Source organism: Iamia sp. SCSIO 61187 (assembly GCF_019443745.1).
Classification (GTDB): domain Bacteria; phylum Actinomycetota; class Acidimicrobiia; order Acidimicrobiales; family Iamiaceae; genus Iamia.
Map to the genome: position 1 here is coordinate 3,444,890 of NZ_CP050948.1, position 20,785 is coordinate 3,465,674.

Annotated in this window: 22 protein-coding genes; 12 read left to right on the top strand and 10 right to left on the bottom strand. The window is 74.4% G+C overall.

The annotated features are described in order from the left end of the window. Positions 1-152 precede the first annotated feature (152 nt). The 4 genes from HC251_RS16415 (at position 153) to HC251_RS16430 (ending at position 3,886) form a co-directional block, all read left to right on the top strand. The gene (locus HC251_RS16415) at positions 153-1,070 is read left to right on the top strand and encodes a PD-(D/E)XK nuclease family protein (RefSeq protein WP_219941680.1); all 918 of its coding nucleotides are present in this window, start codon (positions 153-155) and stop codon (positions 1,068-1,070) included. Between the two features lie 11 nt (positions 1,071-1,081). After that, positions 1,082-1,738 (top strand): phosphatase PAP2 family protein, encoded by a 657-nt coding sequence (locus tag HC251_RS16420; protein WP_219941681.1) that lies wholly within the window; start codon positions 1,082-1,084, stop codon positions 1,736-1,738. A 142-nt stretch (positions 1,739-1,880) separates the two neighbouring features. Next, a complete protein-coding gene (locus HC251_RS16425) occupies positions 1,881-2,477 on the top strand; it encodes a DsbA family protein (RefSeq protein ID WP_219941682.1) in 597 nt (198 codons plus the stop codon). A gap of 20 nt (positions 2,478-2,497) precedes the next feature. After that, positions 2,498-3,886, top strand: coding sequence for a wax ester/triacylglycerol synthase domain-containing protein (locus HC251_RS16430; protein ID WP_219941683.1), 1,389 nt, complete (start codon positions 2,498-2,500; stop codon positions 3,884-3,886). A gap of 43 nt (positions 3,887-3,929) precedes the next feature. Here the strand turns inward: HC251_RS16430 and HC251_RS16435 are convergent, their stop codons facing one another. Next, positions 3,930-4,124 (bottom strand): hypothetical protein, encoded by a 195-nt coding sequence (locus HC251_RS16435; protein ID WP_219941684.1) that lies wholly within the window; start codon positions 4,122-4,124, stop codon positions 3,930-3,932. Positions 4,125-4,247: 123 nt separating this feature from the next. Here HC251_RS16435 and HC251_RS16440 point away from each other — a divergent pair, with 123 nt between their 5' ends. After that, complete coding sequence (locus HC251_RS16440) at positions 4,248-5,735, top strand: serine/threonine-protein kinase (RefSeq protein ID WP_219941685.1); 1,488 nt, start codon at positions 4,248-4,250, stop codon at positions 5,733-5,735. 78 nt (positions 5,736-5,813) lie between these two features. Here the strand turns inward: HC251_RS16440 and HC251_RS16445 are convergent, their stop codons facing one another. Continuing rightward, a complete protein-coding gene (locus HC251_RS16445) occupies positions 5,814-6,533 on the bottom strand; it encodes a 4-(cytidine 5'-diphospho)-2-C-methyl-D-erythritol kinase (RefSeq protein WP_219941687.1) in 720 nt (239 codons plus the stop codon). A 74-nt stretch (positions 6,534-6,607) separates the two neighbouring features. Between HC251_RS16445 and HC251_RS16450 the strand changes: the two genes are divergently transcribed. The 3 genes from HC251_RS16450 (at position 6,608) to HC251_RS16460 (ending at position 11,799) form a co-directional block, all read left to right on the top strand. Next, positions 6,608-7,435, top strand: a complete 828-nt coding sequence (locus HC251_RS16450; protein ID WP_219941688.1) for an enoyl-CoA hydratase/isomerase family protein — start codon at positions 6,608-6,610, stop codon at positions 7,433-7,435. A gap of 147 nt (positions 7,436-7,582) precedes the next feature. Next, entirely contained in the window at positions 7,583-10,171 is a 2,589-nt protein-coding gene (locus HC251_RS16455) for a M1 family metallopeptidase (RefSeq protein WP_219941689.1), read from the top strand. Between the two features lie 86 nt (positions 10,172-10,257). Further along, a complete protein-coding gene (locus HC251_RS16460; protein WP_219941690.1) occupies positions 10,258-11,799 on the top strand; it encodes a GGDEF domain-containing protein in 1,542 nt (513 codons plus the stop codon). A gap of 4 nt (positions 11,800-11,803) precedes the next feature. Here the strand turns inward: HC251_RS16460 and HC251_RS16465 are convergent, their stop codons facing one another. The 5 genes from HC251_RS16465 to HC251_RS16485 form a co-directional block, all read right to left on the bottom strand. Beyond that, positions 11,804-12,283: a DUF4333 domain-containing protein gene (locus HC251_RS16465; RefSeq protein ID WP_219941691.1), complete on the bottom strand. Its 480-nt coding sequence runs from the start codon at positions 12,281-12,283 to the stop codon at positions 11,804-11,806. A 173-nt stretch (positions 12,284-12,456) separates the two neighbouring features. Next, positions 12,457-13,110 carry a lysoplasmalogenase gene (locus HC251_RS16470; protein ID WP_219941692.1) on the bottom strand — a complete coding sequence of 218 codons (654 nt, stop codon included), beginning with the start codon at positions 13,108-13,110 and terminating at the stop codon, positions 12,457-12,459. Positions 13,111-13,123: 13 nt separating this feature from the next. Next, the gene (locus tag HC251_RS16475) at positions 13,124-13,630 is read right to left on the bottom strand and encodes an NUDIX domain-containing protein (protein ID WP_219941694.1); all 507 of its coding nucleotides are present in this window, start codon (positions 13,628-13,630) and stop codon (positions 13,124-13,126) included. Then, positions 13,627-14,817 (bottom strand): NAD(P)/FAD-dependent oxidoreductase, encoded by a 1,191-nt coding sequence (locus HC251_RS16480; protein ID WP_219941695.1) that lies wholly within the window; start codon positions 14,815-14,817, stop codon positions 13,627-13,629. The genes HC251_RS16475 and HC251_RS16480 overlap by 4 nt, the downstream gene beginning before the upstream one ends. 30 nt (positions 14,818-14,847) lie before the next feature. Next, on the bottom strand, positions 14,848-15,039 hold the full coding sequence (locus HC251_RS16485; protein ID WP_219941696.1) for a ferredoxin: 192 nt from the start codon (positions 15,037-15,039) through the stop codon (positions 14,848-14,850). A gap of 141 nt (positions 15,040-15,180) precedes the next feature. Here HC251_RS16485 and HC251_RS16490 point away from each other — a divergent pair, with 141 nt between their 5' ends. After that, positions 15,181-15,480, top strand: a complete 300-nt coding sequence (locus HC251_RS16490; protein WP_219941697.1) for a hypothetical protein — start codon at positions 15,181-15,183, stop codon at positions 15,478-15,480. Positions 15,481-15,522: 42 nt separating this feature from the next. Here the strand turns inward: HC251_RS16490 and HC251_RS16495 are convergent, their stop codons facing one another. The 3 genes from HC251_RS16495 to HC251_RS16505 all read right to left on the bottom strand — a co-directional run bounded on the left by HC251_RS16495 (position 15,523) and on the right by HC251_RS16505 (position 17,560). Then, on the bottom strand, positions 15,523-15,696 hold the full coding sequence (locus HC251_RS16495; protein ID WP_219941699.1) for a hypothetical protein: 174 nt from the start codon (positions 15,694-15,696) through the stop codon (positions 15,523-15,525). Between the two features lie 59 nt (positions 15,697-15,755). After that, positions 15,756-16,181: a tRNA (N6-threonylcarbamoyladenosine(37)-N6)-methyltransferase TrmO gene (tsaA, locus tag HC251_RS16500; protein ID WP_219941700.1), complete on the bottom strand. Its 426-nt coding sequence runs from the start codon at positions 16,179-16,181 to the stop codon at positions 15,756-15,758. 299 nt (positions 16,182-16,480) lie between these two features. After that, complete coding sequence (locus HC251_RS16505; protein ID WP_219941701.1) at positions 16,481-17,560, bottom strand: phosphotransferase; 1,080 nt, start codon at positions 17,558-17,560, stop codon at positions 16,481-16,483. Between the two features lie 43 nt (positions 17,561-17,603). Here HC251_RS16505 and HC251_RS16510 point away from each other — a divergent pair, with 43 nt between their 5' ends. The 3 genes from HC251_RS16510 to ahpF all read left to right on the top strand — a co-directional run bounded on the left by HC251_RS16510 (position 17,604) and on the right by ahpF (position 20,758). Beyond that, the gene (locus tag HC251_RS16510; protein ID WP_219941702.1) at positions 17,604-18,335 is read left to right on the top strand and encodes a MerR family transcriptional regulator; all 732 of its coding nucleotides are present in this window, start codon (positions 17,604-17,606) and stop codon (positions 18,333-18,335) included. 169 nt (positions 18,336-18,504) lie between these two features. Further along, on the top strand, positions 18,505-19,068 hold the full coding sequence (gene ahpC / locus HC251_RS16515) for an alkyl hydroperoxide reductase subunit C (RefSeq protein ID WP_219941703.1): 564 nt from the start codon (positions 18,505-18,507) through the stop codon (positions 19,066-19,068). 106 nt (positions 19,069-19,174) lie between these two features. Continuing rightward, on the top strand, positions 19,175-20,758 hold the full coding sequence (gene ahpF, locus HC251_RS16520) for an alkyl hydroperoxide reductase subunit F (RefSeq protein ID WP_219941704.1): 1,584 nt from the start codon (positions 19,175-19,177) through the stop codon (positions 20,756-20,758). The last annotated feature ends 27 nt before the right edge of the window (positions 20,759-20,785 follow it).

Below are 20,785 nucleotides of genomic sequence, written 5' to 3' on the forward strand. Positions count from 1 at the left end.
GGCGACGGTCGAGCGGGCGCCTCCGGCGGGAGCGTCCACCGTCACTGTCCTCCAGCCCGACCCCACCACCACCCTGAGGGCGACGGTCGAGGGGGCGCCTCCGGCGGGAGCGTCCACCGCCACTGTCGTACCCCCGGCGTAGGGTCGGAGGCATGTCGCTGCCCGTCCCGGTCACGTTGTCGCCCTCGAAGGTGACCTCCTTCCGCGACTGCGCCCTGGCCTTCCGCTTCTCGGCCATCGACCGCATCCCGGAGCCGACCACGCCCGCCATGGCCAAGGGCACCCTCGTCCACGCCGCCCTCGAGCGGCTCTTCGCCGTCGACCCCGCCGATCGCACCGTCGAGGCCGGCCTCGCCTGCCTCGACGCCGCCGTCGCCCACCTCTCCGAGCCCGGGCGCGACCTGGCCGATCTCGACCTCGACGCCGACGGCCACGCCGCCCTGCGGGCCGACGCCGAGCGCCTGGTGCGCAACTACTTCCTGCTCGAGGACCCCCGGCAGATCCGCCCCATCGGCCTCGAGCTGCGGCTGCAGGCCCCCGTCGGCGACCTGCAGCTGGTCGGCATCATCGACCGCCTCGAGCTGGACGCCGACGGTGAGCTGGTCGTCACCGACTACAAGACCGGCAAGGCCCCGTCGGACCGGTACGAGCAGGCGAAGCTGGGCGGCATCCACTTCTACTCGCTGCTGTGCGAGGAGCTGTTCGGCAAGCGGCCGGCTCGGGTCCAGCTGCTCCACCTGAGCGAGCCGGTCACGATCACCGCCATCCCCACCGACCAGTCCACCCGAGGCCTGCGCACCCGGGTCGGTGCCATGTGGGACGCCATCACCCGGGCCTGCGACCGCGACGACTTCCGACCCAAGCCGGGGCCGCTGTGCGGCTGGTGCTCGTTCCAGACGTGGTGCCCGTCCTTCGGTGGCGACCCGGCCCGGGCCGCCATCGACGCCGGCGTCGCCCCCCGTCCCGAGGCGCCCGCCCCGGACCCGGCGACGGCCGGCGTCGAGCCCGGGAACGTGGTCGACCTCGTGCCCCGCCTCGTCGGCTCGGGTGCCGGGCCGGCAGCCCCGTAGCATCCGATCCCATGTCCGCCGCCGAGACCGCCCCTGACGACGCCCCCGGCGCGGACGACGAGCACACGCCGGTCGACACCGTCATCGAGGTCGTCGACGAGGCCACGTCGGGCCCGCCCCCACCGTGGTCGCGATCCCTCACCTCCCACCTGGCGGGCTTCGACGAGGCCGTCGACGCCCGGTTCGACCGGCACCTGCGGGGCCGGGCACCGGTCGACCGGGTCATGTACTCGGTCACCGAGCTGGCCGACTTCAGCCTCCTCTGGCACCTGCTGGCCGCCGCCCGGGGGCTCCGCTCGGATGCGGACCTCACCGCCGCCGTGCGGGTCTCCGCCGCCCTGGCCGCCGAGTCGACGCTGGTCAACGCCGGCATCAAGTCGCTGTTCCGCCGCGAGCGGCCGATCCCCGACTTCGAGCGCCCCCACCACCTGCGCATCCCGCTGACCACCAGCTTCCCCAGCGGTCACGCCAGCGCCGCGTTCTGCGCGGCGACGCTCCTGGCCGACGGCCGGGGCCGGGCCGCCACCGTGGGCTGGTTCGGGCTGGCCGGTCTGGTCGCCTCCAGCCGCGTCCACGTGAAGATCCACCACGCCAGCGACGTGCTCGGCGGGGTGGCCGTCGGCCTCGTGGTCGGCCAGGTGGCCCGGCGCCTCTGGCGCCTGCGCTGACACGCCGGCGAGGCGGAGCCGAGTGGCGGAGGAGACACGCCGGCGAGGCGGAGCCGAGTGGCGGAGGAGACACGCCGGCGAGGCGGAGCCGAGTGGCGGAGGACGCGGGAAGCCCTCGGCCGGCCCCGGGGTTGCACCAGCCATGACGGACTTCGCCGTGACCTGGGACTACCGCTGCCCCTTCGCCCGCAACGCCCACGAGCACGTGCTCGCCGGCCTCGCCGCAGGGGCCGGCTGGGACGTCCGGTTCGTGCCCTTCTCGCTGGGCCAGGTCCACGTCGAGGACGGCGAGAGCCCCATCTGGGACCGGCCCGAGGACGACAGCGGCATCGTCGCCCTCCAGGTCGGCGTCCACGTGCGCGACACCGCCCCCGAGGCGTTCCTGGGCGTCCACGGCGCCCTCTTCGCCGCCCGCCACGACCAGGGCCAGGACCTGCGCGACCGCGACGTGCTGGCCAAGGTGCTGGCCGACCACGGCGTCGACGCCGACGCCGCCTTCGCCGGGGTCGACGACGGCTCGCTGCTGGCCCAGGTCCGGGCCGAGCACGAGGCCGCAGCGACCGACCACGACGTGTGGGGCGTGCCGACGTTCATCCACGACGGGGCCGCCGCCTTCGTCCGCCTGCTCGACCGCCCCGGCGAGGACGGCGCCCACGCCCGGTCCACCATCGACCGCGTCGTGGCCCTCCTGGCCGTGCCGAACCTCAACGAGTTCAAGCACACGAGCGTGCCCTTCTAGGAGCGCCTAGGTTCGGCTCGGTGGAGGAGAGCCGGCACCTGACCGACGTCGAGGCCCTGATGTGGACCCTCGACGCCGACCCGCACCTGTCGTCGGCGTTCGCCAACATCAGCCTGTTCGACCGCCCGCCGGACCCGGACCGGTTCCGGGCCACCATGGAGCGGGCCGTCCGCACCGTCCCCCGGCTGCGGCGCCGCGTCGAGGGTGGGCTGGCCGGCATCACCCCGCCCCGGTGGGTCGACGACACCGAGCTCGACCTCGATGACCACGTCCGCCACGTCGTCCTCGACGCCCCGGGCGACATGCGCCAGCTGCTCGACCTGGCCACCGCGACGGCGTCGGCCCCGTTCCCCCGCGACCGCCCGCTGTGGGACTTCCTCCTCGTCGAGGGGCTCGCCGACGGCGGCGGCGCCATGATCCAGAAGCTCCACCACAGCATCACCGACGGCGAGGGTGGGGTGCGGATGTCGGTCGAGTTCATCGACTTCGAGCGCAACCCGCCGCCCCGGCCCGACCCGGAGCCGGTCGCCACGGGTGACGCCGAGGGGGCGCCGCCACCGTCTCCGGTGGAGTCCGCCATCAGCTCGCTGGCCCAGCTCACCCGCACGCCCCGTGACCTCATCCGCCAGGCGGTCGGGGGGGCGGTCGAGATGGGGGTCCACCCGTCCCGGCTGGCCGCGCTGCCCGGCGATGCGGCGGCGACAGCCCGATCCCTGGCCCGTCAGATCGGCGTCACCGGCGAGGCGCTGTCGCCGCTGTGGCGCGAGCGGACCCTCGATCGGCGCCTCGAGCTGCTGCGCATCCCCCTCGCCGACGCCAAGGCGGCGGCCACCGCCCTCGGCGGCAGCGTCAACGACCTGTTCGTCACGGGCGCCGCCGGCGGTGCCGGTGCGTACCACCGGGCCTTCGACGTCACCGTCGACGAGCTGCGGATGGCCATGCCGATCAGCACCCGCTCCGACAAGTCGTCGGGCGGCAACGCCTTCGCCCCGACCCGCGTCCGGGTCCCGGTCGACGAGGACCCCCGCCAGCGGTTCCGCGAGGTGCACGACCGCCTCGGCATCACCAAGGGCGAGCGGGCCGTGGGCTTCGCCGGCGCCGTCGCCGGGCTGGGGAACCTGCTCCCCGCGCCGGTGCTGGTCCGGATGGTCCGCCAGCAGACCGCCACGGTGGACTTCACCACCTCGAACGTGCGGGGGGCGCCGTTCCCCCTCTACATCGCGGGCGCCGAGATCCTCGGCAACCACCCGATCGGCCCGCTCGCCGGCACGGCGTGGAACCTGACGACGATGTCGGTCAACGGGAACCTCGACATGGGCCTGCACATCGACGTCGGCGCCGTGGCCGAGCCGGTGCTGCTGCGGACCTGCATCGAGGCCGCCTTCGACGAGCTGCTCGCCCTGGCCTGAGCCGAGGGGGCGACGGGGCGGACGAGCCGCCGTCGAGCTCCGCTCAGGCGGGTGCGCCCTCGCCCACGGGCTCGTCGACGGGACCGGGGTCCGAGGCCATGAGGAGCAGACGCAGATCGAGCAGGAGGTCGGACATCTCGGTCGACGACACCAGCTCACGAGCGGCCAGCTGCGCAAGGGACCGATCGATGACGGTCAGCGCTTCGGTGATCACGGTGGGCTCGGTCGTCTGTGTCACAGACGCCACCCTACCCCTGGTCCGCGCGTCAACCACGCGCACCCCCCGGGGCATGGGTCACCCACCCCGCCGGTGGGGTGGGGCGGCGGCGGGCTCGGCGGTGCCGGCCCGTAGGGTGCGGACGTGCAGTACCAGGTCGTGCGTCGCCTCGGCCGGGGGGGCATGGGCGTGGTCGACCTGGCGGTGGCGCCCGACGGCACCGAGGTGGCCCTGAAGCGGCTGTCGCTCCACGGCACACCCGACGAGATCGCCCGGGCCCGGGCCCGCATCCGGCGCGAGGCCGAGGTCCTCCGGTCGCTCGACCACCCCGGCATCGTGCGCCTGCTCGACCTCCTCGACGACGGCGACGACGTCGTGCTGGTGATGCCGTACCTGTCCGGCGGCAGCCTCCACCAGCGGGTGGCGACCCAGGGGCCGATGGAGCCCGAGGCCGTGCAGGTGCTGGCCGACCGCCTGCTCGACGCCCTGGCCGCCGCCCACCGCCAGGGGGTGGTCCACCGCGACATCAAGCCCGAGAACGTCCTGTTCACCGCCGACGGCGACCCCCGGCTGGTCGACTTCGGCGTCGCCAGCACCCAGGACCACACCCTCGGCCTGACGGCGACGTCGATGGTCGTCGGGACCCCCGGCTTCATGGCCCCCGAGCAGGCGCGGGGCGAGCCCGCCAGCGCCGCCGCCGACGTGTTCGCCCTGGGCGCGACCCTGCTCTTCGCCCTCACCGGCGCAGGGCCGTTCGGTCCGGTCGCGGCCGACCCGCGGGTGCTCATGCACCGCGCCGCGTCCGGCAAGGTCGACCGGCCACCCCGGGACCTGCCCCCCGAGCTGCGCGCCGTTCTCGTCACCGCCCTCGACCCCCGGGCCGACCGGCGACCGTCGGCGGCCCGCCTGCGGGGCTCGGCGGCGACGGGCGCCACGAGCCCGCTGACCGGCCTGGCCGACGTCGTGCTGCGCAACCGGGTGCTGGTGGGCGGGGTGGCGGCCGTCGTCGCCCTCCTGCTCGTGGCCGGGCTGGTCGCCGTCGTGACGGGTGGCGACGACGGGCGCGCCGCCGGCGAGGCCCTGGCCCCGCAGGCCACGACCACGTCCACCCCGCTGACGACCACGACGGCGCCGTGCACGGACCTCCCCTACTGGCCGTGCACCGACGGCGTGCGGATCGGCACCCCGGCCCCGAACACCGACGGCCACGTCTGCGACACGGGCTTCGCCGACTACGACGACGAGCCGCAGAACGGGTGCGAGGCCGAGCCCGACGACCTCGACGACCCGGAGCTCCTGACCGACGACGACGGCGAGGTCGAGGGCACGATCGTGCCCCGCGACGACGTGGACACCTTCGTCCTACCGACCGAGGACGGGGGGTTCCTCTGCAACGGGGACGTCACGGTGACGCTCTCCGCCCCCGAGGGCATGGACCTGGAGGTGGTGGTCCGCCGCGACGTCGACGGCCAGGTGGTCGCCATCGAGCAGGTCGACGGGGGCGACCAGGTCGAGGTCCGCGTCGGCGAGCGCTGCCTGGAGTCCGACGGCGACATCGGCGTCGTGGTCCGGGCCGTCGGCGAGGGCCGGGCCGCCGCCGCCTACACCCTCGCCCGCGACGGCTCCTTCTGACGCGACCCACCACCCACCCCGCGTTCTCGCGTCACGGACGGGAGGACTTCTCGGCGACGCAGGAACGCGTCCGAGAGGTCAGCCGAGAGGTGGGGTCGTGCGGACGACGAGGCGGTCGGGGCCAGGGTGGGCGCCGGGCACGAACCAGGTGCTGCCGCTCCCGGCCAGGACGGGGACCTCGCCGGTCGCGCCCCCCAGGGCGTCGCGCCACGCCGCCAGGCGGGGCTCGACCACGAGGGCGGCCGGCTCGAGGTCGTTGGGCCCGGCGGCGGTGGGCCCGCCCAGCTCGTCCCACGCCGCGTAGACGGCCGGGGTGGAGCAGCCGAAGGGCGGCACGACGAGCGTGAAGGTGGCGTCCTCGGGCGGGAGCGGGTCGAGGACCTCGCCGATGCCGGTGACCCGGGCGCGCCCGCCCCGCAGGCAGAAGGGCACGTCGGCGCCGAGGCCGGCGGCCAGGTCGACGTCGTCGGCCCGGCCCGCCCACCGGAGCACGGCGGCGGCGTCGGCCGACCCCCCGCCCAGCCCCCCGCCGGCGGGGATGCGCTTCACCAGGTGGACCGACGCCCTCCGGCCCACGGCGACGAGGGCCCGGCGGACCAGGTTGTCGTCGGTGGCGGGCACCGGCAGCCCGGTGCTCGCCTCCTCGACGGTGAGGTCGTCGCCGGGTCCGAACGTCAGCGTGTCGGCCAGGTCGAGCGACACCATCACTGCGTCGACCAGGTGGAAGCCGTCGTCGCGCACCCCGGTCACCCGGAGCGACAGCGTCAGCTTGGCCGGAGCCGTGATCACGTCGGGCACGGCGGCGGACGGTAGCGGTCCCGACGGGTGCACCTGATCTGACGGAGTGTCAGGTCGGTTCCTACGCTGCGGGGATGGCCGACGACCGCCCCCTCGACGAGCAGGTGCAGCACCGGACCGACGGAGGGGTGGCGTGGATCACCCTGAACCGCCCCGAGGTCGGCAACGCCATCACGCCCGACCAGCGGGACCGCGTCATCGACCTGCTGGCGGCAGCCTCGTCCGACATCGCCGTCCGGGCCGTCGTCGTGACCGCCACCGGCAAGGCCTTCTGCACCGGGGCGGACCTGCGGGCCTCGCGCCCCGCCGCCGCTCGCCCCGAGGGGGCGCCCGACCGGGCCGTGGGCGACATCAGCCGCACCATCCGCGACGGGGCCCAGCGCCTGGTCGCCGCCGTGCTCGACTGCGAGGTGCCGGTCATCGCCGCCGTGAACGGCACCGCCGCCGGCATCGGCGCCCACCTGGCGCTGGCCTGCGACCTGGTGGTCGCGGCGGACACGGCGAGCTTCATCGAGGTCTTCGTGCGTCGGGGGATCGTCCCCGACGGTGGCGGCGCCTACCTCCTCCCCCGCCTCATCGGCCCGCACCGGACCAAGGAGCTGATGTTCTTCGGCGACAAGGTCCCGGCCGCCGACGCCGAGCGCCTCGGTCTCGTCAACCGGGTCGTCCCCGCCGACGAGCTCGAGGCCGCGGCGGCCGAGTGGGCCGCCCGCCTGGCCGCCGGCCCGACCCGCGCCCTGGCGCTGACCAAGTGGCTGGTGAACCGGTCGCTGGAGTCCGACCGGGCCGGCGCCTTCGCCGACGAGGCGGTCGCCCAGGAGCTCACCATGCACACCGCCGACGCCCAGGAGGGCATCGCCGCCTTCGTCGAGCGCCGGGATCCCACCTACCAGGGCTGGTAGCCGCACGCCTGGGTCGCCTGTGAGGCAGGGATCGGCCACCGATGGCCGATCGGTGGCTCAGAACGGCCCGGGGGGCAACGCCTCCACGACCACCGAGCCGGGCTGGACCCGACGCCGCGGCGCGGGGACCGCCGGTAGGGTCGGCCGGTGGCCGAGACCAACCCGCACCGCCTCCCCCGCACCGTCCTCCCCCGCCGCTACGACCTCCGGTTGGCGCCGGACCTCGAAGCCGCCACCTTCGCCGGGACGGTGGCCATCGAGGTCGAGGTCCAGGAGCCCACGGCCGAGGTGGTGCTCAACGCCATCGAGCTCGAGGTCGACGAGGCGTGGCTCGAGGTCGGCGGCGCACGCCGGGACGTCACCGTGACCCTCGACGAGGAGCACGAGCGGGCCACGCTCGCCGTCGACGGTGGGCCCCTGGCCGCCGGGCCGGCCATCGTCCACCTCGCGTTCCGGGGGATCCTCAACGACAAGCTGAGGGGCTTCTACCGGTCGACGTTCACCGACGACGACGGCACCGACCGGGTGATCGCCACGACCCAGTTCGAGGCCACCGACGCCCGCCGGGCGTTCCCGTGCTGGGACGAGCCCGACCTCAAGGCCACCTTCGCCATCACCCTCGACGTGCCCGAGGACCTCTTCGCGGTGAGCAACGCCGCCGAGGCCGGCCGCGAGCCGATCGAGGACGGCCGCCACCGCGTCACCTTCGCCGAGTCGATGCTCATGTCGACCTACCTCGTGGCCTTCGTCGTCGGCCCGCTGGAGGCCACCGACCCGATCGACGTCGACGGCGTGCCCCTCCGCATCGTCCACCGTGCCGGCCAGGCCGACCTCACGGCGTTCGCCCTCGAGTCGGGCGCCTTCGCCCTCCGGTACTTCACCGAGTACTTCGGCGTGCCGTACCCGGCCGACAAGCTCGACCTGGTCGCCGTGCCCGACTTCGCCTTCGGGGCCATGGAGAACCTCGGGTGCGTCACCTTCCGCGACGCCCTCCTCATCGTCGATCCCGAGCGGTCGACCCAGTCCGAGCTCCAGCGGGTCGCCGACGTCATCCACCACGAGATCGCCCACATGTGGTTCGGCGACCTGGTGACCATGGCGTGGTGGGAGGGCATCTGGCTCAACGAGGCCTTCGCCACGTTCATGGAGATGCGCTGCACCGACGCCTTCCGACCCGAGTGGGACCGGTGGACGGACTTCGGGATCTCGCGCACCGCCGCCTACGACACCGACGCCCTCACCACGACCCGGCCCATCGAGTTCGAGGTCGTCTCCCCGGCCGACGCCGAGGGCATGTTCGACGTCCTCACCTACGAGAAGGGCGCCGCCGTCGTCCGCATGCTCGAGCAGTACCTCGGCGAGGACCGCTTCCGCGACGGCATCCGCCTCTACATCAGCCGCCACGCCCACGGGAACACGGTGACCACCGACCTGTGGGACGCCATCGAGGAGGCCACCGGCGAGCCGGTGCGGCGGATCATGGACAGCTGGATCTTCCAGGGCGGACACCCGGAGCTGGCGGTCACCGTCGAGCCGGAGGGCGAGACCGCGACCCTGCGGCTGACCCAGCAGCGGTTCCTGTACGACACCGGTGACGGCTCCGGGGACGACGCCACCCGGTGGGTCGTGCCCGTGCTGGTCCGGTGGGCGCCCGGGGCGGAGGCCACCACGTCGAGCGTCACCCTCGAGCGCGTCCTGGTCGAGGGCACCACGGCCGAGGTCACCCTCGCCACCCCGCCGGCGTGGGTCATCACCAACAGCGGCGGGTCCGGGTTCTTCCGGGTCCGTTACGACGCCGCCGGGCTGGCCGCCGCCGCTCGGGCCCCGGGCATCTCCGCCGTCGAGCGCTACGCCCTGATCGACGACGCCTGGGCGTCGCTGCTCGCCGGGACGATCGGGATCGGCGAGGTCCTCGAGCTCCTGCGCGGCTACGCCGACGAGACCGACCTGTCGGTGTGGCAGCGCGTCCTCGGCGTCGTGAGCGCCCTCGACCGGCTGGTCGACGACGACACCCGCCCGCACCTCCAGACCTGGGTGCGCGCCTTCGCCGGCCCCGCGCTGCGCCGCGTCGGCCTCGACCCCGTCGCCGGGGAGCCCGACCGGACCGCGGCACTGCGGGGCGCGCTCGTCACGGCCCTGGGGACCACCGGTGCCGACCCCGAGACCCGCGCCCGGGCCCAGGCCCTGCTGGCCCGGGCCGACGAGGGCGAGGAGGTCGACACGGACCTGTTCGACGCCGCCCTCCGGGTCCTCGCCGCCGAGGGCGGCGCCGAGCGCTTCGCCGCCTTCCGCCAGCGCTCGGCCACCGGCGCCACCCCGCAGGAGCGCCTGCGCTACCTGGGTGTCCTGGCCGACTTCCCCGGCGACGCCGAGAACGACGCCTTCCTGGCCATGTGCCTCACCGACGACGTCCGCACCCAGGACGCTCCCTTCGTGATCCGGCGGGCGATCGCCAACCGCACCCAGGCCCGGCGGACGTGGGACTTCCTGACCGCCCACTGGGACGAGGCCCTGGCCCGGTTCCCGTCCAACAGCATCAGCCGCCTGCTGGAGGGGATCCGGTCCGTGACCGACCCCGCCCTGGCCCATGCCGTCGAGGGCTTCCTGGCCGAGCACCCCGTCCCCCAGGGCGACAAGCCCATCGCCCAGCACCGGGAGCGGATGCGGGCGGGGGTGGCCCTGCGCGGCCGGGTCGCCGGCGACCTGGCCTCGGCCCTCAAGGACGGGCCGTCGTGACCGACGGGTAGTCCATCGGAGGGGTGTGCCCATCACCCCGACGTGCCATGTCAGGGACGTGGCGTCCGGCGACCCTCCCTCCCCCCGTGGCTCCCACCTCCTCGACCACCCGCACCAACACCCGCCCCTGGGAGCCCGAGTCGACGCGCGCCAGCCGGCAGCGACGGGTGCTCCCCTTCCTCGCCCTCGTGGCCGCCGCCCTCGTGGTCGTCGCCCTCCCCCCGGGCGAGCCCGGGCGCTTCGGTGCCATCGCCCTGGCGTTCCTGGGGTTCGCAGGGTGCGGTGCCCTCATCGTCTTCGTGCCGTGGGAGCGCCTGCCCGACTGGCCTCGCCTGGGCATCGTGGCGATCTACTGCACCAACGTCGGCCTCGTCCGTGACGCGACGGGCGGTGGTCGGTCGGGCTTCTTGTTCATGCTCCTCCTGGTGGTCATGTGGCAGGCGGCCTACGGCAGCCGGCCCCAGATCGCCGTCACGCTCGTGATGTCGGTCCTGACCGCGATCGTCCCCATCGTCACCGTGGGCGGCGACGAGTACCCGGGCTCGGAGTGGCGCAAGGCCCTCATGTTCAGCCTCGTCGCCGCCGTCATCGGCATCGTCGTGCACGAGCTCGTCCGGCGGACGACCCAGGAGCGGTGGGCGGTCGATCGGGTGGCGCGACTGGGCCGGGCCGCCGCGCACCACGACTCCCGCAGCGACGTGTGCCAGCTCGCCCTCGAGCTGACGGGGGCGGACCTGGCCGTGCTCCTGGAGCCGGCCGAGCGGGGGATCACGGTCACGGCCTCCGCCGGGCGGGCGGTGCCCCTCGTGACGCTCACGGCCGACCTCGTCCCCCCCGCGGTGCGGCGGGCCCTCGAGAGCGCCCGCACCCAGGTCATCCTCGACGTCGACGCCGACGGGGCGACGCGGGGCGGCGTGTCGGCCGCCCTCGGGGTCCGCGCCTGGGTGCACCAGCCCGGCATCAGCCCCGGCGGTCGCGCCACGATCGACCTCGCGGTCGGCTGGGCCGAGCCGCGCCGCCGCGTCCCCGCCCTCGCCTCCTACTCGCTGCCGCTGCTCGCCGACGAGGCCGCCGCCATCGTCGACCGGGCCGAGCTGGTCGAGCGGCTCGAGACCATGACCCGGCAGGATCCCCTCACCGGCCTGCTCAACCGCCGGGGGTGGGACGACCACCTCACCCGCGAGCTGGCCCGGGCGGCGCGGACGGGGCGCCCCCTCTCGGTCGCCGTCCTCGACCTCGACCGGTTCAAGCGGTTCAACGACGCCCACGGGCACCTCGTGGGCGACCAGCTCCTGAAGGCGGCGACGAGCGCCTGGACGGGAGCGCTCCGGACCTCCGACGTCCTGGCCCGGTGGGGCGGCGAGGAGTTCGCCGTCCTCATGCCCGAGACGGGCACCGAGGACGCCATCTCGGTGATCAGCCGGATGGCCAGGCGGACCCCGATGGAGCAGACGTTCTCGGCCGGCATCGTCACGGTGGACGCCGGCGTCGACCCCGACGCCCTGATGGTCGCGGCGGACGACGCCGTCTACGTGGCCAAGGACCGCGGCCGGGACCGCATCGAGATCGGCACGGCCCCACCCCCGGTCGAGCCGACCGGAGCGGCATCGACCGTGGACCTCACCTGAGGGCTCAGCGCAGGGTGTAGGCGAGGGCGCCGCGGGCGTCGCGCACGCGGACCTCGACCTCCCGGGTCTCGTCGCCGTCGACCGCCTCGCAGGCGAAGGTGGCCTCGGGCTCCTCGATCCGCACTGCGGGCCCGTCGCACGTCACCGTCACGTCGTCGCGCGCGAAGCGGTCGGCGAGCGTGGCGGCGATGTCGGCCTCGACGCGGGGCGTGGAGAGGATCGCGGCCCGGGCCTCGACCTCCAGCGTCCCCTCACCGTCGGTCTGGCGGACGTCGACCTCGACCCGCCCGTCGCCGACCTCGGCCCGGCAGGTGAAGGTCGCCCCCTCCTCCACCTCGACCTCGTCGGGGCAGGTCACGGTGTCGACGGTGACGTCGTAGGTCTCGGCCAGGCGCTCCCGGATGCGCACCTCGGACCGGTCGACGTCGAGCACGGCCGGCTTCCCGCAGCCGGCCAGCACGCCGAGCACGACGAGGGTCGCCATCCGGGCCCGCACGGGTCAGCCCACGATCGAGGGCACGAGGCCGAGCCGCGCCAGGTGGACGCCCGGAGAGGCCGGCCGGATGCCCCGGCACCTCCGAGTCATCCGACGAGGCTCAGGACGAGGCCGAGCCGGCGCCAGGTGGACGCCCAGCGAGGCCGGCCGGTACCTCCGGATCATCCGACGAGGCTCAGGACGAGGCCGAGCTGGGCCAGGTGGTACGTGACCATGACGGCGACCTGGAGCAGGCGGGACGGGGTGACGAAGCGGTTCCAGGCCAAGATGGCGTCGGAGGTCCAGAAGGACAGGGCGCCGAGGATCCCGACGATCGAGCCCCGGCCGAAGGCGAACACGACCATGGTCGAGATCACGGCCATGTAGGCCAGCACCGGGCCGGTGAGCTCGGGGCTCGCCTCCCGCACGCCGGCCACGACGCGGGGGGCGACGAGGGCGCCCACGGCGGCGACCACCAGCAGGCCGACCATCACGAAGCCCCACGAGTCGAGGTCGCTGGCCATGCCGACCACGTAGGCGACGTGACCGAGGAGGAAGGCGCCCAGGCCGAGGAGGAACGGAGGCACCGGGAGGTCGGTGTCGTCGGGGATCATCAAGAAGACGTCGCCGGCCAGCGACAGCAGCAGGCCGATCACGAACCAGACCCGCACCGTCGGGTCATCGGCGTCGAGGGCCACCGCCGCCAGCACGAGGAGCACGAGCGTGGTCGGCTTGGCCGCCCACACGAGCCGGCGGTCGTCGCGCGCCACCCCCACCCAGTTGACGAGGGCGACGGGCGCGGCGAGCAGGAGGAGGACGAGGGCAGGGCCGGTCATGGCGCCGAGCACCCTAGGACGGAGCCACGGGGGGCAGCACCAGGGCGACGCTGTCGGGGCAGACCGGGTGCTCGGCCACCCAGCGACCGAGGTCCTCGACCGCGACCCACGCCACCTCGACGACCTCGCCGTCGGGGCACGTCGGCGGGTCGTCGGTGCGGGTCGTGAAGATGGTCGCGACCTCGGCGACGTCGGCGTCCTCGTAGGTGCCCTCCCCGACCAGGGCGAGGGGCGAGCCTAGGCCCGCCTCCTCGGCCAGCTCGCGGACGGCCGCGTCGCGCGCGCTCTCGCCGACGGCGCAGATCCCGCCGAAGGCCAGGTCCCAGCGGCCGGGCCACACGTCCTTCCACGCCGCCCGGCGGTGGACGAGCAGGCGGGCGCCGGGCGCGTCGAGCACGGCGACGAAGACGGTGCGGTGCCGGACCCGACGCCGGCGCACCTCGGCCCGGGTGACGACGCCGAGGACGCGCCCGGCGGCGTCGACCTCCTCGACCAGCTCGGCGGCCGGGTCCCCGCTCACGCCTCGGCGGGCGCGGTGGCCTCGTCCCAGCCGACGCCGTCGGCCAGGCGCAGGCGCCAGCGGGCGAGGGGGGCGGGCCGGTTCATGCCCAGGGCGGCGACGACCTGGTCGCCGCGGCGGTAGAGGGCGACGAAGCGCCGTTCGGCCAGGCTGCCGTCGACCACCCGCACCTCGTCGGCGCCGGCGGGGCGGCCGGCCAGCATGATCTTGCGGTCGTACTGGTCGGACCAGAACCACGGCACCGGGGCGAAGGGGCGGGCGCCGTCGCCGGCGAGGAGGGTCTCGGCGGCGTGGCCGCCCTGGGCGATGGCGTGGTCCCAGTGCTCGACGCGGATGTCGCCGTGGACGGGGTGGCTCCAGCGGGCGACGTCCCCCGCGGCGACGATGCCGGGGGCGACCCGGCAGGTGGCGTCGGCGACCACCCCGTCGGCCACCGGGAGGGTCGATCCCTCGAGCCACCCGGTGCTGGGCACGACGCCGATGCCGACCACGAGGACGTCGCAGGCGATGACCGACCCGTCGGTCAGGCGGACCCGTTCGACGCGGTCCCCACCCTCGACGGCGTCGACGGCGACGCCGAGGCGGAGGTCGACGCCCTGGTCGCGGTGGACGGCGGCGACCGTCTCGGCCACCTCCCCGCCGAGCACCCGGCCGAGCGGCACCGGCAGCGGCTCGACCATGGTGACGGCCAGCCCCCGGCCCCGGGCGGTGGCGGCCACCTCGGCGCCGATGAACCCGGCGCCGACCACGACGACGCGCGCCGGGGCGGCGTCGAGGTCGGCCCGCAGGGCCAGGGCGTCGTCGAGGGTGCGCAGGACGTGGACGCCGGCGAACGACTCGGTGCCGGGGAGGCGCCGGGGCGCGGCGCCGGTGGCGATGACGAGCCCGTCGTAGGCGAGCGCGGTGCCGTCGTCGAGGGCGACGGTGCGGGCGCCGACGTCGAGGCGGGTGGCCGACCGACCGAGCGTCCACCGGAGGTCGAGGTCGGCGTCGCGCTCGGTCAGGAGGCCGGTGCGCCCGGCGTCCCAGGTCCCGGCCAGGACCTGCTTCGACATCGGCGGGCGGTCGTAGGGCTGGTGGGGCTCGTCGCCGACGATCGTCAGCGTCCCGTCGAAGCCGTTGCGGCGCAGGGCCCGGGCGGCGTGGAGGCCGGCGAGGGACGCGCCGACGACGACGACGTCACGCATCGCCGTCACCGCCCCGCCCGGGTCGGGCGCTCAGTCCTCGAGGCGGATCGCCTGCTTCGGGCAGCGGACCACGGCCTCCTCGACCTTGCTGCGCAGCTCCTCGGGCGGGGTCTCGTCCAGCACGTAGAGGAAGTCGTCATCTCGGACCTCGAACACTTCGGGGGCGACGGCCATGCAGACCGCGTTGCTCTCGCACAGGTCGTAGTCGACGACGACGCGCATGGGTGGATCCTCTCGTCTCGGACGCAGGGCAGCCGCACCCTACCTGGACAACCGTCCAGGAGGCGGACGACCCGGGTGGCCGGCGGCGGGGGGTGGGGCCGTATCCTCGCTTCCGACCCCGTCACCCACCAGGAGCCCCCGGTGCCCCGACTCGTCTCACCCCGCCCCCTCGCCGCTGCCCTCGCCGTCGTGGCCGCCCTGGCCCTGGGCGCGTGCGGCGAGGACGGCGACGTGAGCAAGGCACAGTTCCAGGCCGACCTGGTGGAGCGCACCGAGGTGCCCGAGGACGTGGCGGCCTGCCTGACCGACCGCATCTTCGAGGACTACGACCAGGCCGAGGTCAACCGGATCTACCGGGCGGCCACCGAGGACGAGCTGGGCAACGAGCGGCGCGACGAGCTCGACACTTTGAACCAGGAGTGCTTCGAGGCCCAGGGCTGAGCCCGACCGCCGGACGACGTCCGGCGGAGGTCGGCGTGCGGGTCAGGTGCTGCTGTTCATGACCGCGGCCACGAGCGCCACCGCGCCCAAGCCGGCGGTGGCCAGCCGGGCCATGCCCCGCACGACGATCGGGGGCGACGGGGTGCACGAGCGGCACTCCCGGTCGACGGGTACCTGCTGGCCGCACCGGCCACATCGCTGGGTCACGCTGATCACGACGCCCGCCTCCCCCCAGGTGACGATCCGAAACCGCCCACGGGCTCGTGGGGGCGTCGTCAGCGCTCTCCGACGGGGCCGAGCCGGGGCTTGATGTCGACGACGGGGGTCCCGTCGACGGCCTCGAGCCCGCTGACCTGGATCCGGAGCCCGTCGACGGCCAGCACCCGCACCTCGTGGAGACCGATGGGGTTGGGCCTGTCGGGCGAGCGGGTGGCGAAGACACCGGTCAGGGGGGCGAAGGGGTCACCTCGGGGCTGGGTCACCTGGACGTCTCGGCGTGCCCGGTCGAGCCAGGTGAGGACGACGAGCTCGTCGCCCACGGCGAGGTCGTGGGCGGCCTCGGCGTAGCCGGCGTCGACGACGAGCCAGGCGTCCGGGGCGCCCTCGTCGCCCTGGCGCGGGGCCTGGGCCGGGTCGGTGAGGGGCGACTCGACCCGTCCGACGGGGCGGAGGTCGATCGCCGAGGCCGAGCTGGCGCGCACGGGCCGAGGCTACCGAGCGCCTGCGCCGGCCGAGGCCGACGGTTCGTCCCAGGAGCGCGAGCGGATGGGCGTGGCCAGGAAGCCGGTTGGTGCGGTCACGCTCGTCGGAACGACCTCCGTCGCCATCCTCGGTTCTGTTCGCGCCAGGCGACACCCCTGGCCGAGAGCGGTGTCAGAACGGCGATGGCCGCCTCGACGGTCGTTCTGTTCGCGCCAGGCGACATCGGTGTCCGGCAGCGGTGTCAGAACGGTGATGTGCCGCCGGCTCCTCGCCGGGAGCTGATCGACCCGGGGCGCGTTCAGCCCCGTGCGGTGCGGCCCACCGCCGTCGGCGGCACCTGGTGCCGCGAGCGTGATCGCACCGTCGCACCGGTGAGGCGCCCGAGACGGCGGGCGAAGCGGGCGCCGGAGATGACCCAGGGGTGGCCGCGCCGGTCGTCGAGCGTCGACCATCCCGCCACCTCGGTGAGGGCCCGGAGGCAGACGACGCCGCCATGCCATGCGAGCGCCTCCCTGTCGACCGTGCCGCCGTGGGCCCGGTACGAGCGGAGGAACCGGCGCGAGAGGGCCCGGCCGGCGCCGCGCAGCAGGGGTCGGACCGGGCCCGGCACCACCAGGGGTGGCTCGGACAGGAGCACGGAGGTGAAGGCCAGGTCGAAGGCGGCCGGGGCGATGACCGCGACCGACCAGTCGATCACCGACGCCTTCCCCTGGTCGTCGACCAGGACGTTGAAGGGGTGGAGGTCGCCGTGGCACACCACGAGCGGACCGGGCGGCGGGGGGTGGGTGAGGAGCCAGTCCGCGGCGGCGACCAGGTCGGGCCGGTCGGCGGCGAGGGCGACGGACCGGAGCCCGACGACGATGGCCTCGCTCCCGCTCTCGGTGCGACCCACGCCGGCCAGGCGCTGCTGCACCGGGGCGACGTCGAGGCGGTGCAGGTCCGCCATGACCCCTCCCAGGAGAGTGGGCAGGCGCCGGACCACCGATGGGAGGGTGGTGAGGGCGGCGGCGCCGGAGAGGCCACCGAGGAGCGGCCGGCCGTCGACGTGGTCCATCACCAGGAAGGCGCGCCCGTCGACGCCGGGGTGGGCGTCGCCCGCGCCCCGGACCCTCGGGGTCGGGAAGCCCTGGGCCGCCACCTCGGCCTGGACGATCGTCTCCTTCGCCGCGGTGTCGGGGTCGGGCATGATCCGCGCCACCAGCCGTCCCTCCCAGCCCGCCGGCGGGTCGGCCAGCTCGAAGGCGAGGAGGTCGGCCCAGAACCCGCCGGCCAAGCGGGTCGGGGGCCCGGCGTAGGCGAGGTCCGCGCCCGTGGTGCGGGCCAGGGCCCCGAGCAGGGCGGCGGCCAGCGGGGCGGCGGTGGTGTCGGCATCCTCCATGACAGTGAACACTGTAACGCTCGATGCCGGTAGAGTCGAGGGCATGGTGGACCAGGCGACCGGGCCCGACGACGACGGGCTCTCGATCGACCAGCTGGCGGCCGCGTCCGGGGTGCCGAGCCGCACGATCCGGCAGTACCAGACCCTCGGCCTCCTCCCCCGCCCCGAGCGGCACGGCCGCCTCGGCGTCTACCGGTCGACCCACCTGGACCGGCTCCGCCTGATCGGTCGGCTCCAGGAGCGGGGCTACTCGCTCGCCGGCATCAGCGACCTGCTGGCGTCGTGGTCGGAGGGCGCCGGCCTGGCCGAGGTCCTGGGGCTGGAGCCGGGCGCGCTGGACGCCATCGACGAACCCGGCGCCGCGGCCACGGTCGGGCAGCTGGAGGCGGTGCTCCCCGCCCTGGTGCCGTCCCGGGTCGACGAGCTGATCGCCACCGGGGTCGTCGGCCGGCTCGACGGCGACCGCCTCTGCGTGAACAGCCCGTCGCTGCTCCAGCTGGCGATCGACGTCATCGAGGCCGGGTTCTCCCCCGAGGCGGTCCTGGAGCTCCTGCAGACCATCCGCACCTCCACCGACGCCATCGCCTCCGCCGTGGCCGACCTCCTGGCCGACCCCCCCGACGGGGTCGCCGAGGCCGGCCTCTCCGCCCTCGCCCGGCGCGGCCGGGGCCCGCTCGCTCGTGGCACCGGCCGCCTCACCATCCACCGCCTGGGCGATCTGCTCGCCGCCCGCGGCGGGCTCGACGGGCGGGGCGGCGACGGCCCGACGACCTGAGGCGCCGATCGACCCCGTCGATCGACCGGCGCCACGGTGGGCCGCATGTCACATTGATAGTTCCTATCGAACGGTTCGGAAACAACGATCGACAATACCTATGTATCGAGGTCAGAAGCCTCTACGGTGACGGTCTCACGTCCCCTGCACCACGAGAGAGAGCTGCACCGTGTCCCTCGTCAACACCGAGATCAAGCCGTTCACCGCCACCGCCTACCACAACGGGGAGTTCGTCGACGTCAGCGACGCCGACCTCAAGGGCAAGTGGTCGGTCGTCTTCTTCTACCCGGCCGACTTCACCTTCGTGTGCCCGACCGAGCTGGGTGACCTGGCCGACAACTACGGCACCTTCAAGGAGCTCGGTGTGGAGATCTACTCGGTCTCCACCGACACCCACTTCACCCACAAGGCCTGGCACGACACCTCGGACACGATCGCCAAGATCGAGTACCCGATGATCGCCGACCCGACCACGGTGATCAGCCAGAACTTCGAGGTCCTCCGCGAGGGCCAGGGCCTGGCCGACCGGGGCACCTTCCTGATCGACCCCGACGGTGTCATCCAGTTCACCGAGACCACCGCCGAGGGCATCGGCCGCAACGCCGTGGAGCTCATCCGCAAGGTCCGCGCCGCCCAGTACGTCCGGGAGCACCCGGGCGAGGTCTGCCCGGCGAAGTGGGAGGAGGGCGAGGACACCCTGGCCCCCTCCCTCGACCTCGTCGGCAAGATCTGACCCACCCCACCCGTTCTGTCAACCCTCATGCGCCTCTACGGCCCATGAGGGTTGACAGAACCGGGTTCGCCCGCCCACCCGCTCACCCGCTCCCCGGAGAACCCCTGTGCTCGACGCGCCCATCGCCACCCAGCTGAAGACCCACCTCGCCAAGATCACCGAGCCGATCGAGCTGGCCACGTCCCTCGACGACGGGGCCAAGTCGGCCGAGCTGGAGGAGCTGCTCCGGGAGATCGCCGACATGTCGGACAAGATCACCCTCGTCCGGGCCGACGACGACAACCGGCGCCCCTCGTTCGCCATCCGCCGGGTCACCGGCGACGAGCAACGGGTGCGCTTCGCCGGCATCCCCATGGGCCACGAGTTCACCTCGCTGGTGCTGGCGCTCCTGCAGGTCGGGGGCCACCCGTCGACCGCGGACGAGTCCGTCCTGCAGCAGGTGCGCGACCTCCCCGGCGAGTACGCCTTCGAGACCTACTTCTCGCTCTCGTGCCAGAACTGCCCCGACGTGGTCCAGGCCCTGAACCTGATGAGCGTCATCAACCCCCGCATCACCCACGTCGCCATCGACGGGGCCCTGTTCCCCGACGAGGTCGAGGCCCGCCAGGTCATGGCCGTCCCGTCGGTGTTCCTGAACGGTGAGCCCTTCGAGCAGGGCCGCATGAGCCTCGAGCAGATCGTGGCCAAGCTCGACACCGGCGCGGCCGAGCGCACCGCCCGGGAGATCGACGAGAAGGACCCCTTCGACGTGCTCGTCGTCGGTGGCGGGCCCGCCGGCGCGGCCGCCGCCGTCTACGCCGCCCGCAAGGGCATCCGCACCGGCGTCGCCGCCGAGCGCTTCGGCGGCCAGGTCCTCGACACCATGGCCATCGAGAACTTCATCTCCGTGCCCCACACCGAGGGCCCCCGCATGGCGGCCGCCCTCGAGGAGCACGTCAAGGACTACGACGTCGACGTCATGAACCTCCAGCGGGCGACCGGGCTCGTGCCCGCCACCGACGAGGGCGGGCTGGCCACCGTCGAGCTGGCCAGCGGCGCCACCCTCCAGGCCCGCACCGTCATCCTCGCCACCGGCGCCCGCTGGCGGCAGATGGACGTGCCCGGCGAGGCCGAGTACCGCAACCGCGGCGTGACCTACTGCCCCCACTGCGACGGCCCGCTGTTCAAGGGCAAGCGGGTCGCCGTCATCGGCGGCGGCAACTCGGGGGTCGAGGCGGCCATCGACCTCGCCGGCGTCGTCGGCCACGTCACCCTGATCGAGTTCGACGACAAGCTCCGCGCCGACGAGGTCCTCCAGCGCAAGCTGCGCAGCCTCCCCAACGCCGAGGTCATCGTCAGCGCCCTCTCCACCGAGGTGCTGGGCGACGGCGAGAAGGTCGTGGGCCTGCGCTACACCGACCGCACCACCGACGAGAGCCACGAGCTGGTGCTCGACGGGATCTTCGTGCAGATCGGCCTGCTGCCGAACACCGAGTGGCTCGAGGGCACCATCGAGCTCTCGCCCCGGGGCGAGATCGTCATCGACGAGCGGGGCCAGACCTCGGCGCCCGGCGTGTTCGCCGCCGGCGACGCCACCACGGTGCCGTACAAGCAGATCGTCATCGCCATGGGTGCCGGGTCGATCGCCAGCCTCAGCGCCTTCGACAACCTCATCCGCACCTCCGCCCCCGCCGAACCGGCCCTGGCCTAGGGGCCGGGCGTGGCCGGACGGGCGGGC